Raw genomic sequence first — 12,591 nt, forward strand, 5'->3', positions numbered from 1 at the left:
GCCGTCGGGGCGGGATTGCGGAGGGGTGCTCATGACGTTGCGCGCGACGAATTCCATCTGCCGGGCGGGGTTCCGGGCGTGACCGTGGCGGGCTGGCAGCTCTTTCTGCGCTACGCGTCCCGGCACATGGTGCTGGAACGGGAGGGCTTCGCGATGGACCCCGCGGACGCGACGGGGCTGGGCTTCGTCGACCGGATCACCTGGGCGCGCGGCCGCTTCCGGGTCGAGGGCTGGACCCGCGCCAAGACGGTCCGGCTCTGCAGCCCGCATGACGCGCGCGAGGTCGCGCCGGACCTGACGCGCGCGGATGTCGCCGCGGTGCTGGGCCTGCCTGGGCAGACGGCCTTGGGCTTCACCGTGGACCTGCCCTGGCAGCCGGTCGATCACCGCCTCCTCCTGACGCTGCCCGACGGGTCGCGCCGCGAGCTGGAGCTGCCGGCCTTCACCGAAGCCGACCGCCGGGCCGGGCTGCGCCGCAGCCTGCGGCCCTTCCTGCGCGCCGCGCTGCCCGCCCTTCCGGCCGCCGCGCGTTGGCTCGCCACGCGGGATCCGCGCGCGCGGGACGCGGTGATCCGGCGGCTGGATCTGCGCGATGCCCCTGCGGGCGACGACCGGATCGAGGCGAGCTGGCTGGGCGGCCCCGACGAGAGCGCGGACGGGAAAGCGCCGATCACCATCGTGCTTCCGGTCTTCAATGCCTTCGATCTGCTGCGCGAATGCCTCGACCGGGTCGAGCGGCACACCGATCTGCCCTGGCACCTGATCCTGGTCGAGGATTGCTCCACCGATCCCCGGATCCGTCCCTGGCTGCAGGCCTGGGCCGCGCGGCGCGATCCCGACCGCGTCAGCCTTGTCGAGAACGCCCGCAACCTCGGCTTCGTGGGCGCGGTGAACCGCGGTCTCGCGCTGGCGGCGCGCCGGGACGGGGACGTGGTCCTGCTGAATTCCGACGCGCTGGTGCCCGATGGTTGGGCCAGCCGCCTGACCGCGCCGTTGGCCGATCGCCGCGTCGCCAGCGTCACGCCCATGTCGAACGATGCCGAGATCTTCACCGCGCCCCGGATCTGCCGGGCGAACGCGCTGCGCCCGGGACAGGCCGACGCGATCGACCGCCGCGCCCGGAGGCTGGCCGCGCCTGCCACTCCGATCGAGGCGCCGACCGGCGTCGGCTTCTGCATGGCGATGTCGCGGCGCTTTCTCGCGCGCGTTCCGCAACTCGATACCGCCTTCGGCCGCGGCTATGGCGAGGAAGTCGACTGGTGCCAGCGGGTGCGGCGTCTCGGCGGCCGGAACGTCGTGCAGCCGCGGCTCTTCGTGGAGCACCGCGGCGGCCAGTCCTTCGGCTCCGAGGCGAAGCGCGCCCTTATCCGTCAGGCCAGCGCGCTGATCGCCGCGCGCTATCCCCGGTACGACGCGGAGGTGCAGGCCTTCATCGCGGCCGACCCGCTGCGCACGCCGCGCCTGGCGCTGGGCATCGCGAAGCTCGCCGCCGGATGCGGCGCGGAGGCCGTCCCGATCTTCCTGGCCCACAGCATGGGCGGGGGGGCCGAGCTCTACCTGCAGCGCCTGCTGGCCGAGGCGGTCGAGGCGTCGGGCGGCGCGCTGGTCCTGCGCGTCGGCGGCAGCCCCCGCTGGCGGCTGGAGCTGCATGTTGACGGGGGCGTGATCGCAGGCGCGAGCGACGAAATCGCGGATCTGCACGCGCTCCTGGCGCCGGTGTCCCGGCGGCATGTCCTCTATTCCTGTGGCGTGGGCGAACGCGACCCCGTCGCGCTGCCGGACCTTCTGCGCGGGATCGCGGGCCCGGCGGGCCGCATCACCGTGCTGATGAACGACTACCTGCCGCTCAGCCCCAGCTTCAACCTGATGGACCAGGACGGGACGTGGCGCGGCGTGCCCGATGCCGATTGCACCGATCCCGCCCATGTGGCCCGCCGGCCCGGCGGCGCCTCGGTGCCGTTGCGCGCGTGGCGGGCGGCCTGGGGCGGATTGATGCGCGAGGCCGCCGAGATCCGCGTCTTCTCGCGCTCGGGCCGCGATATCGTGGCGTCCGCCTATCCGGGCTGCGCCGCGCGCATCACGATCCGGCCGCATGCCCTGCCCCACGCAGTGCCGCGCCTGCCCCGGCGGCCGGGCCCTGAGGTCATCGGGATCCTCGGCAATATCGGCCCGGAGAAAGGCGCGGCGGCGCTCGGCGCGCTCAGCGCAGCCGCGGCTGCGGCGCGCAGGCCGGAGATCGTGCTTCTCGGGAATATCCTGCCGGGCCACCCGCTCGCCCGCGGCACCCGCGTCCATGGCAGCTATGCTATCGCCGATCTCGGCCCGCTCGCCGCCGGATACGGCATCACCCGCTGGCTGATCCCGTCGATCTGCCCCGAGACCTTTTCCTTCACCACGCATGAGGCGCTGGCGACCGGGCTGCCGGTGCATTGCTTCGACCTCGGCGCGCAGGCGGAGGCGCTGCGGGGCGCGATGGCCCGGGGCGCGCCGGGCAGCCTGCTGCGGCTCGAGGATGGGCCGGAGGCATGGCTGGCGCAGATGGTCGGGCGGTCCCGGCCCGCGGCCGAGAAACGCCGCGCCTAGCGCGCCAGCAACGCGTGGTGGTGGCGCCGCAGGAACAGCAGCGCCATCACCGAGAGCCCCAGCGACAGGCCCAGCGGATAGAGGATCGAGACATAGCCCGCGTCGTAATAGGGGTAGAACCCCGCGCGCATCGCCCCCACCGCGTGGATCAGCGGGTTGTACCAGAGCCAGTCGCGCCAGGGCTGCGGCACCGCCTCGAAGACGTAGAGCGTGCCCGACAGCACGAAGAGCGGCCGGGTCGCGACGCTCCAGACCCGCTGCCAGAGCGGGACCAGCGTAAAGAGCAGGCAATTGATCGCCCCGAGGCCGAAGCCGAGCGCCGCGACCAGTCCCGCCGCCCCCAGGATGCGCGGCAGGTCCGGCGCCGTCCCCGTCTCGAATGCCAGCAGGATCCCGCCCAGCACCACCGCGCCGACCGTCAGCTGCGTCACCAGGTTCAACAGGAACCGCGCCAGCATCGCATCGAAGAAGGTCACGGCCGGGTAGGACAGGAGCGCCTTCGAATAGGTCAGCGACGCCGCGACCTTTCCGGCCAGGTCGGTGAACATCAGGAAGGGCAGAAGCCCGGTGGCGTAGAAGATCGCGAAATTTCGGCCCAGCGCCGGCGCGCTGAATCCCAGCGAGAAGATCGCGGTCAGCAGCGCGATGGCCGCCACCGGCTCGAGCACCGCCCAGAGATAACCGCCGGGCGAGCGGCCATAGCCCGTCGCCATTTCGCGCAGGATCAGCGCGGTGACGGTCCGGACCGCGCCGGGCGCGCGGCCGCGCGGGGCGGGGGGAGCGGGAAAATCGACCATGCAGGCGGCTTGGCACACGGAGTCTTAAGGTTGGATGAGGCAGACCGGGGTCATGAACAAACCCGTCGCCCCGGCCCCCGAACTGCGCGCCGCCGCCCGGCCCGTCCCGGCGCCGCGCCCGCCCGTGGCTCCGGCCGCGCGGCGCGGGCGGCACGTCCTCCTGGCGCTCAGCTTCGTCGCGCTGGTCCTGCTGCCCGCGGCGCTGGCCGGCTGGTACCTCTTCACCCGGGCGGCGGACCAATACGCCTCGCGCACGGCCTTCTCCATCCGGACGGAGGAGGCGCGCTCCGCCGTTGCGCTCCTGGGCGGGATCGCGGACCTGTCGGGCAGCGGCGTCTCGGACGCGGACGTGCTGGACGACTTCATCCGCAGCCAGCGCATGGTGGCCGAGGTCGATGCCGCCATCGACCTGCGCGCGATCTGGTCGCGGCCGGCGGACGACCCGGTCTTCGGCTACCCCACGCCGGGCACGATCGAGGATCTGACCGATCACTGGGCGCGCATGGTCCGCGTCTCGCACGACCCCGCGACGGGGCTGATCTCGATCCGCGCGCTGGCCTTCACGCCGGCGGACGCGACCGCGATCACCCGGGCGATCCTCGCCCGCTCGGGCGAGCTGGTCGAGGCGCTGTCCGATATCGCGCGCGAGGATGCGCTGCGCGACGCGCGGATCACGCTGGACGACGCGGTGGCGCAGCTCAAGGACGCGCGCGCCGCCGTCACCCGGTTCCGCAACCGCAACCAGCTGGTCGATCCCACCGCCGAATCGGGCAGTCGCACGACCCTGATCGGCCAGCTGGAGCAACAGCTCGCCGCCGCGCTGATCGAGCTCGACCTGCTGCGCGAACGCACCCGCGACGGCGATCCGCGCATCGCCCAGGCCCGGCTGACCGTCGGGGTTATCGAGGACCGCATCGCGCAGGAGCGCGCGAAGCTGGGCCTCGGCGGCGCCACCGGCGACGGCGCGGCCTTCGCCGACGTGGTGGGCGAATACGAGCGGCTGCAGGTCGACCGCGAATTCGCCGAGCAATCCTACACCGCCGCGCTGGCCGGGCTGGAGGTCGCGCGCGCAGAGGCGCGGCGGCAGAGCCGCTATCTCGCCGCCCATATCCGGCCGACCACGCCCGAATCGGCCCGCCATCCGCAGCGGATCCTGCTGCTGGGGCTGGTCGCTCTGTTCGCCGCAATGCTCTGGGCGCTCGGCACGCTCGCCATCTACGCGCTGCGCGACCGGCGCTGATGATCGCGCTCGACGGGGTCAGCATGCGCTTCCGGACCGGCGGGCGCGAGACGGTGGTCGCCGACCGGATCCGCGCGGTCTTCCCGACCGGCCGGGCGGTGGCGCTTCTGGGGCGCAACGGCGCGGGGAAGTCCACGCTTTTGCGGATCATCGCGGGCACGATGCGGCCCTCGGCGGGCCGGGTCCGCTCCGACGGCACGGTGTCTTGGCCGGTGGGTTTCGGCGGCGCCTTCCACCCCGACATGACCGGCGCGCAGAACGCGCGGTTCATCGCGCGGGTCTACGGCGTCGATACCGGCGGGATGCTGGATTACGTGGAGGATTTCGCCCGTCTCGGGGACAAGCTCTACCAGCCGGTGCGCGGCTACTCCGCCGGGATGCGGGCCCGCCTGGCCTTCGCCACCTCGATGGCCGTGCGCTTCGACACCTATCTCGTGGACGAGGTCACGGCGGTCGGCGATGCCGATTTCCGCGCCCGCTCCGAGGCGGTGCTGGGGGCGCGGATGCGCGCCGCCTCCGCCATCGTCGTCTCGCATTCCATGCCGCTGCTGCGCCGCCTCTGCGACGCGGGCGCGGTGCTCGAGGACGGGCAGCTTCGCTATTTCGACGATCTCGACGCGGCCATCGCCCTTCACCAGCGGCAGATGGCGGTCGCCTGACGGCGGTCAGGCCGCGAAATCCAGCACCTCGCCCAGAAGCATCATCAGGTCGCGCAGCCGAATGTTCGGTCCCGGTCCCGCGGGCACGTCGGGAAAGTCGAGCGTCTCGACCCGGTAGGGATTCTCGACCCCCATCGCCGCGAACAGCGCGTCGTTGCCGGGCTCGAAGGCCGCGACGATGCGCCGACGCTCCGCCGCGGCGAGGTGGAAGGGCGGGTGATCGGCGAACACCTCCTGCGTGAGGGTCAGAAGGTTGCGCTGCGCCTCGGTCGACAGGCCCACCGCCTTGGCCAGGCGCATCGCCTCGACCGCGGCGCCGGAAAGGCTGGCATTGGCGGGCCCGGGCACCGCGACCGCGTCCGGCGGACAACCGAGCGCGCCCAGCATCTGCGCCACCGGCGGCCCCTCCTCGTGACGCAGCAGCGTCAGCGCCTCGGGACCGAAGGCGTCGGTCCAGGCCTGCAGGCAGGACCGGAAGTCGAGATCCGGATCGAGGCTGCGCGGGTCGTCCAGGAAGGAGGAGGCCATGCGCGCGAACCCGTTGCCCGGCTGCTTGGCCTTCTGGTTCCAGATCGACAGGAACATCGCGTCCGGCCGCCGCACCGTCGCGACCAGCCGCACCGCCCGCCCGTCCAGGACCGCGCGGAGGGCCGCGATGCGCTCGGGCGGCGCCGAGAAGAACTCCTCCGACGAGACGAGGACCTTCGGCAGGTCGGTCGCGTCCAGCGCGGCGGTCAGCGCCCCGGCCTCCGCCGCGAGGTCCGGGCGGTCGCCGCGGACCGGATCGGCCATGCCCTTCAGCGCGAAGGCGAGCCGATGCTGCGCGTGGTGGAAGCGGCACACATCGGGGTAGAGCACCCCCTGCGCCTGAATCGCGGCCGCGTTTCCGTCCAGCGCGCGCTGCAACGCGGTCGTCCCGGTCTTGTGCGCGCCGATATGGATAGTGAGCACCGTCATCCCGCCACCTCTCGATAGGACCGGCTCAGCCGGCGAACAGATCCCAGGCCACGCCGGTCAGCGTCGTCTGACCCTCTAGCCGCAGGCCGTTAAGGGAGTCGAAAGCCAGCAGAAGATCGCCGTCGACGACGCGAGCATAGGCTTCGAGATCGGCCTGGCTGGGCCGCGTGCCGCCGAAGAGCTCCGCCGCGAAGAGCAGCCGGTCCACCGCGGGGTCGAAATCCGTCACGACGTCGAGGCCGCTCTCGAAGACGAAGCTGTCCGCGCCGCCCCCGCCCAGAAGGCTATCGTTGCCCTCCTCGCCGCGCAGCGTGTCGTCGCCGAAGCCGCCATAGAGACTGTCGGCCCAGCTGCCGCCCTCCAGCAGGTCGTTGCCGCCCCCGCCATAGAGCTGGTCGCGTCCGACGCCGCCTTGCAGCCAGTCGTCGTCATCGCCGCCCGACAGCCCGTCCTCGCCCTCGCCGCCGATCAGGTGATCGTTGCCGCCATCGCCGAAAATCATGTCGTTCCAGGTGCCGCCATCCAGCGTGTCGGCGCCGGGGCCGCCCTCCAGCCGGTCGCGCTGGTCGCCGCCTTCGATCCAATCGTCGCCATCGCCGCCGAAAAGCCGGTCGAAGCCCGTCCCGCCGCGCAGCACGTCGCGCCCCGCGCCGCCTTCCATCATGTCGTCGCCGGATCCGCCCTCGAGGATGTCATCGCCATCCTCGCCATAGATCGCGTCCGACCAGCTTTCGCCCCAGAGCACATCGTCGCCCGTGCCGCCGCGCAGTACGTCCTGCCCGGCCCCGCCGCGCAAGAGGTCGGCGCCGGCGCCGCCGAAGAGCTGGTCGGTCCCGTCCCCGGCAAGGATCGTGTCGTTGCCGTCCTCGCCATGCAGGACGTCGGACCAGGTCCCGCCGTCGATGAGGTCGTCGCCCGAGCCGCCCCAGGCGCGGTCGGCGCCGCTGCCGCCCTCGATCACGTCGTGACCGTCCGCGCCGTAGAGCACGTCCTGACCGCCATCGCCGCGCAGCGTGTCGTCGCGCAGACCGCCGTCCAGCGAGTCGTTGCCCTCGCCGCCCTCGATCAGGTCGTCGCCGTCTTCGCCTTCCAGCAGGTCCGACCAGCTCCCGCCGCTCAACCAGTCGTCCCCGAGCCCGCCGCGCAGCGTGTCCGCGCCCTGCCCGCCATCGAGGCGATCCGCCCCGTCCGCGCCGTCGAGCAGATCGTCGCCCTCCTGCCCGCGCAGCGTGTCGTCGCCGGTGCCGCCTTCCAGCGTGTCGGCCCAGCTTCCGCCCTGCAGCAGGTCGGAGCCGTCGCCGCCGCGCAGCAGGTCGCGACCGGCGCCGCCGTTCAGGATGTCGTCCCCCGCGCCGCCATCGACCGTGTCGTCCCCGCCCTCGGCGGCCACGTCCTCCGCGGCGTCGCCGCCGATGATCGCGTCGCTCGCCGCGGTGCCGGTGACGGCCAGAAGGTCCCGCGGGGCGAAATGCGACAGGTCCACGAAGCCGTAGGCGCGCAGATCCTCGACCTCGAGCCGCGTGCCGTCGGCGCTGCGCAGGAACAGCACCTCCTCGCCATAGGTGATCGTCGCGCCGCGCCGCTGCGTCGCGATGGCCAGCTGCTCGACATTGCGCAGACCTTCCCACGCCGTCAGGTCCAGGCGGTCCTGGCCGATGCGGAACTCCCAGATCCGGTCCTCGGCGCCATCCGCCGCGAGGACGAAGATGTTCTCTCCCCCGCCGGCATAGAGCGAATCGATGCCGGCCCCGTCCCGGATGACATCGTCGCCTGCCCCGCCCTGCAGCGTGTCGTCCCCGGCCAGACCGTCGAGGAACTGCCCCCCGGGCGCGGCGGTCAGGATGTCGGCCCCCGCCGTGCCGATCTGCGGGCCGTCGCCCGGCGGCAAGTCGACGGCGAAACGCGTGATGCCGGCCTCGGCCTGCGAGGCGACGAAGATGTCGAGCCCGCCCGCGCGGGCCGTCGCGGCGATCGCCTCGACATTGGCCAGGGTCGTGTCCAGCGCATCGGCGACCGAGGCGCGGTGCAGCAGGCGCCCGCCGGGCAGCAGCTCCAGAAGCGACACGCCGTCATCCGCGCCGCCCGCCAAGACGAAGGCGCGGCCCTCGGCCTCCACGGTCGCGATGGCGGTGACGCCGCCGAAGCGCGTCTCCAGCCCGTCGACGACATGGTCGACCGGGGTCAGCCGCCCATCCGCGCCGATCCGCAGCACCGAAAGCGAGTCGCTCTCGAAGGCGGCGACTACCGCATAGGTCGCGCCCGCCACCGAGACGGTCTCGACCGCCATGGGCACCGAAATCGGCAACTCGCCCGCCGCGGTGGAGGCGGTGTCGGCCCGCGCGATGCTGCCATCGGCGGCGACGCGGTAGCTGGTCAGGCTGTTCTCGCCGCGCGACACGGCCAGCAGGATCGTCGTGTCGCCGATGGCGACCTGTGCCATGTCGGGCACGTCGAGGCCCGGCGCTTCGGCGCCGAGGTCGTAATCGGCGAGCCGCGTCATCCCGCCGGTGGGCGCCAGCGACCATGCGGTCATGCCGGCGCTGAAGGCGTCGGTCGTGAAGGCGATCAGCCCGGCATCGGTGGCGACCGTCTCGAAGGTGGCGAAGCGCGCGCCCGGGGGCGTGCCCAGCGCCAACGCATCGGCGAGCCGGCCCTGGGCGTCCAGTTCGAAGCCGCGCAGCCCGGACTCGAAGGCGCCGTGGCGGATCAGCATGTCCTGCCCGTCCAGCGTCACGCGGTCGATGCGCGCGGGCGCCGACAGGCCGATCTGCGCGCCGTCGAGCGCGAAATCGACCAGCTCCAGCGTCGCGCCGATCTCGAAGACCGACAGCCCGCCCCCCGCGCGCGTGCCGGCATAGAGCCGCGTCACGCCGCCGATCTCGTGGATATCCAGATCGACGATCCCGGTGACCAGCACGTCGTCCGGGGTCGTGATCGTGGCAAGATGATGGAACGTCGCCATTGTTAAGCCCACCTTCGTTTCGATGGGGCAGGAATGGTGGCGCCGCTTGGTCTGGCTTTGGTCTTGCGAAGGCGGCACGGTGACGCTCGAGACCGTTTCGCCTCAAATCATCCGAAAGGAGCGGGCCATTTCCGGCGACGCGACTCCCGTTCTGATCCTGATGTGCACGCGCAACGGCGAGGCGTTCCTGCAGCCGCAGCTCGACAGCATCGCGGCGCAGGACCATCGCGACTGGCGGCTCTGGGTGGCCGATGACGGCTCGACCGACGGGACCGTCCGGCTGCTGCATCGTTTCGCCCGACGGCATCGCGGCCGGCACGCGGTCCGCGTCCTGCCGGGGCCCTGCCTCGGCGCGACCACGAATTTCCTGACGCTTCTCTGCCATCCCGAGCTGCCACTCGGCCCGGAGATGCATGTCGCGCTCAGCGATCAGGACGATGTCTGGTATCCCGACAAGCTGTCGCGCGCGCTGCGCCGGCTGGCCGAATGGGACGGGCCGCGCCCGGTGATCTACGGCGCGGCGGCGGTGCATGGCCCGGGCGGCCGCACCGGGCGGCGCCCGCGCAACCCGTCCGACCTGCGGCGCGCCTTCGTCGAGAACCCGATCGCCGGGCACAGCATGGTGCTGCCCCCCGAGACGATGCGCCTGGTCCGCGCGGCGGGCCCGCCGCCGGGCGTGCCGTTCCACGACTGGTGGCTCTCGCTCCTCGTCCTCGCCGCGGGGGGACGCGCCATTCTCGACCCCGTCCCCGCGCTCGACTACCGCCAGCATGACGGCAACCTGATGGGCAGCCCCAGCGGACCCGGCGCGGCGCTGCGGCGGCTCGCCCGGCTGACCGACGGCACGTTCGGGCGCTGGATCGCGGCCAATTGCGCGGCGCTGATCGCGCGGCGGACGCTGATCACGGACGAGGCGCTGACGCTCGCCCGCAGCCTGGCCGCCGATCGCGGCGCCGGGTCGCTGATGCGCAACCGCATCCGCCGGCAGGGCCTGGGCGGGACCGCGGCGCTCTATACGGCGGCGGCGGCGGGGCGACTGCGCTGAGGCGGGTCTCGATGGTCGGGCAGAGAGGATTCGAACCTCCGACCCCCTGCTCCCGAAGCAGGTGCGCTACCAGGCTGCGCCACTGCCCGACCGTTCGAGGATCCGCGCGGGGGCCTGCCCCGCGCCGGATGGGCGGCAGATACGGCCCAAGCCGGGCCAAGGCAAGGGGGTTTGCGGGCCGCGCCCCGGCTCAGCCGTAATGGGCGCGGGCGGCGGCGCGGATATCGCGCTCGGCCTGGCTCATCATCGGTCCGATGCGCATCGCCGTCCCGGTCTCGGCGCGCGACCGGGTCCGAAGAACGGGCGTGGTGTTCGACCGCCCCCGGCCTTCGCGCAGCACAATATAGAGCCCCGAGGCGATGATCACAGCCGCCCCCGCGGCCGTCCCGCCGTCGATCGCCTCGCCGAAGAACAGCCAGCCATAGAGCGCGGCCCAGATGATCTGCGAATACTGCATCGGCGCGACCAAGACCGCGTCGGCCCGGCGATAGGCCTGGATCATCAGAAGCCCCGCCGCGAACCCGCCCACCGCGACCAGCGCCCAGAGCCCCAGATCGCCCAGCGGCATCGGCCGGTAGACGAGCGGGAGGATCGCCCCCATCACCACGAAATTCGCCACCATCGGATAGAGCATCAGGACGGGCGTCCGCTCGTCCCGGCCGATCTTGCGGACGATGACCGAGGCCAGCGCGCTGAAGAACGCCCCGCCCAGCGCCGCGGCATGGCCCCAGCTCAGATCGACGCCGCCACCCGGGCGCAGCACGATCATCACGCCGATCAGCCCGACGATCACGGCGGCCCAGCGGTGGGCGCGCACCTTCTCGCCCAGGATCGGGATCGACAGCACCGTGATGAGGAGCGGGCTGGCGAAGATGATCGCGTAGACCTGCGCCAGCGGAAGCTCCGAGAAGGCGTAGAAGACGCCCATGCCCGTGATCACGACGCTCCCCGTCCGCAGCGCCGTCCACCACGGGTGGACCGGGCGCAGCGTGCCGGCCACGTCGTCGCGCAGCAGCATCACGACGGCCAGCGGAAAGCTGAACAGCACCGCGAAGAAGACGATCTGGAAGACGGCATAGCCGCCGCCCAGCAGCTTGATCGCGACATCGTGCAGCGAGAAGACCGCGAAGGCGGCCAGGGCCGACAGGATGCCGGGAAGCGGGGAGGTCTTGTCGGACATGGCGGTCTCTCGCGATTGGAACCGGCCCGCCCTCCCCGCGGGCCGGACGGGTCTCAGGCGGCGGCGTCCAGCGCCGCGAGGATCGCGTCGCCCATCTCGGTCGTGCTGACCGGCGTGCCGCCATCGGGGCCCATCAGGTCGGCGGTGCGCACGCCGTCGGCCAGCACGGTCTGCACCGCGCCTTCCAGCAGGTCGGCATTCGCGCCCTCGTCGAAGGAATAACGCAGCGCCATCGCGAAGCTCAGGATGCAGGCGATCGGGTTGGCCTTGCCCTGCCCAGCGATATCGGGGGCCGAGCCGTGGACCGGCTCGTAGAGCGCCTTGGGCCGCCCGTTCGCCATCGGCAGCCCGAGCGAGGCCGAGGGCAGCATCCCGAGCGATCCGGTCAGCATCGCGGCGAGGTCGGAGAGCAGGTCGCCGAACAGGTTGTCGGTCACGATCACGTCGAACTGCTTGGGCCAGCGCGTCAGCTGCATCGCGCCCGCGTCGGCATACATGTGGCTGAGCTCGACATCCGGGTACTCGGCGTCATGGACCTCCTGCACGACGTCGCGCCAGAGGATGCCCGACTCCATGACATTGGCCTTCTCCATCGAGCAGACCTTGTTCGACCGCTTGCGCGCCAGCTCGAAAGCCGAGCGGGCGACGCGCGCGATCTCGGACTCGGTGTAGCGCTGGGTGTTGATGCCGACGCGCTCGTTGCCTTCCTTGTGGATGCCGCGCGGCTCGCCGAAATAGACGCCGCTCGTCAGCTCGCGGATGATCATGATGTCGAGCCCGGCGACGACCTCGCGCTTGAGCGAGGAGAAATCGGCCAGCGCGTCGAAGCATTGCGCCGGGCGCAGGTTCGAGAACAGGTCCATTTCCTTGCGCAGGCGCAGCAGCCCGCGCTCAGGCTTCACCGAGAAATCCAGCTTGTCGTATTTCGGGCCGCCCACGGCGCCCAGCAGGACCGCGTCCACCTCCTGCGCCTTGGCCATGGTCTCGTCGGTCAGGGGCGTGCCATGCGCGTCGTAGGCACAGCCGCCGACAAGGTCTTCGGACACATCGAAGACCAGGCCCCGCTTGGCGCCGAACCAGTCGATCGCGCGCCGGACCTCGGCCATGACTTCGGGGCCGATGCCGTCGCCCGGCAGGATGAGGAGAGAGGGGTTCGCCATGTCGCGGG

General features: G+C 72.2%; 9 protein-coding genes and 1 tRNA gene. 4 read left to right on the forward strand and 6 right to left on the reverse strand.

Going from position 1 to position 12,591, the window contains the following annotated elements; translation table 11 throughout:
* Positions 1-78: 78 nt before the first annotated feature.
* Positions 79-2,583 carry a glycosyltransferase gene (locus tag P8627_RS08110; RefSeq protein WP_279967276.1) on the forward strand — a complete coding sequence of 835 codons (2,505 nt, stop codon included), beginning with the start codon at positions 79-81 and terminating at the stop codon, positions 2,581-2,583.
* On the opposite strand, the gene P8627_RS08115 is transcribed toward P8627_RS08110, so the two are convergent.
* Entirely contained in the window at positions 2,580-3,380 is an 801-nt protein-coding gene (locus P8627_RS08115; RefSeq protein WP_279967277.1) for an ABC transporter permease, read from the reverse strand. The genes P8627_RS08110 and P8627_RS08115 overlap by 4 nt on opposite strands.
* A 52-nt stretch (positions 3,381-3,432) precedes the next feature.
* Between P8627_RS08115 and P8627_RS08120 the strand changes: the two genes are divergently transcribed.
* Together P8627_RS08120 and P8627_RS08125 are read left to right on the forward strand one after the other, a co-directional pair.
* Positions 3,433-4,620: a capsule biosynthesis protein gene (locus P8627_RS08120; protein ID WP_279967278.1), complete on the forward strand. Its 1,188-nt coding sequence runs from the start codon at positions 3,433-3,435 to the stop codon at positions 4,618-4,620.
* Positions 4,620-5,279, forward strand: coding sequence for an ABC transporter ATP-binding protein (locus P8627_RS08125; protein ID WP_279967279.1), 660 nt, complete (start codon positions 4,620-4,622; stop codon positions 5,277-5,279). Before P8627_RS08120 ends, P8627_RS08125 begins: the two co-directional genes overlap by 1 nt.
* Positions 5,280-5,285: 6 nt before the next feature.
* Here the strand turns inward: P8627_RS08125 and P8627_RS08130 are convergent, their stop codons facing one another.
* Together P8627_RS08130 and P8627_RS08135 are read right to left on the reverse strand one after the other, a co-directional pair.
* Positions 5,286-6,236, reverse strand: a complete 951-nt coding sequence (locus tag P8627_RS08130) for a hypothetical protein (RefSeq protein WP_279967280.1) — start codon at positions 6,234-6,236, stop codon at positions 5,286-5,288.
* Between the two features lie 25 nt (positions 6,237-6,261).
* The gene (locus P8627_RS08135; RefSeq protein ID WP_279967281.1) at positions 6,262-9,198 is read right to left on the reverse strand and encodes a hypothetical protein; all 2,937 of its coding nucleotides are present in this window, start codon (positions 9,196-9,198) and stop codon (positions 6,262-6,264) included.
* Between the two features lie 22 nt (positions 9,199-9,220).
* Here P8627_RS08135 and P8627_RS08140 point away from each other — a divergent pair, with 22 nt between their 5' ends.
* Positions 9,221-10,243, forward strand: a complete 1,023-nt coding sequence (locus P8627_RS08140) for a glycosyltransferase (RefSeq protein WP_279967282.1) — start codon at positions 9,221-9,223, stop codon at positions 10,241-10,243.
* 12 nt (positions 10,244-10,255) lie between these two features.
* On the opposite strand, the gene P8627_RS08145 is transcribed toward P8627_RS08140, so the two are convergent.
* The 3 genes from P8627_RS08145 to leuB all read right to left on the reverse strand — a co-directional run bounded on the left by P8627_RS08145 (position 10,256) and on the right by leuB (position 12,583).
* Positions 10,256-10,332 (reverse strand) — tRNA-Pro (locus tag P8627_RS08145).
* Between the two features lie 101 nt (positions 10,333-10,433).
* Positions 10,434-11,423, reverse strand: coding sequence for a DMT family transporter (locus tag P8627_RS08150; protein ID WP_279967283.1), 990 nt, complete (start codon positions 11,421-11,423; stop codon positions 10,434-10,436).
* A 53-nt stretch (positions 11,424-11,476) separates the two neighbouring features.
* A complete protein-coding gene (leuB, locus tag P8627_RS08155) occupies positions 11,477-12,583 on the reverse strand; it encodes a 3-isopropylmalate dehydrogenase (protein WP_279967285.1) in 1,107 nt (368 codons plus the stop codon).
* Between the last annotated feature and the right edge of the window lie 8 nt (positions 12,584-12,591).

This window comes from Jannaschia sp. GRR-S6-38 (assembly GCF_029853695.1).
GTDB classification, from domain to species: domain Bacteria; phylum Pseudomonadota; class Alphaproteobacteria; order Rhodobacterales; family Rhodobacteraceae; genus Jannaschia; species Jannaschia ovalis.

What these genes read in the sequence shown, in the direction of transcription:
- P8627_RS08115 (WP_279967277.1), bottom strand. Translation starts at nt 3,380, where the DNA reads ATGGTCGATTTTCCCGCTCCCCCCGCCCCGCGCGGCCGCGCGCCCGGC.
- P8627_RS08120 (WP_279967278.1), top strand. Translation starts at nt 3,433, where the DNA reads ATGAACAAACCCGTCGCCCCGGCCCCCGAACTGCGCGCCGCCGCCCGG.
- P8627_RS08125 (WP_279967279.1), top strand. Translation starts at nt 4,620, where the DNA reads ATGATCGCGCTCGACGGGGTCAGCATGCGCTTCCGGACCGGCGGGCGC.
- P8627_RS08130 (WP_279967280.1), bottom strand. Translation starts at nt 6,236, where the DNA reads ATGACGGTGCTCACTATCCATATCGGCGCGCACAAGACCGGGACGACC.
- P8627_RS08135 (WP_279967281.1), bottom strand. Translation starts at nt 9,198, where the DNA reads ATGGCGACGTTCCATCATCTTGCCACGATCACGACCCCGGACGACGTG.
- P8627_RS08140 (WP_279967282.1), top strand. Translation starts at nt 9,221, where the DNA reads ATGGGGCAGGAATGGTGGCGCCGCTTGGTCTGGCTTTGGTCTTGCGAA.
- P8627_RS08150 (WP_279967283.1), bottom strand. Translation starts at nt 11,423, where the DNA reads ATGTCCGACAAGACCTCCCCGCTTCCCGGCATCCTGTCGGCCCTGGCC.
- leuB (WP_279967285.1), bottom strand. Translation starts at nt 12,583, where the DNA reads ATGGCGAACCCCTCTCTCCTCATCCTGCCGGGCGACGGCATCGGCCCC.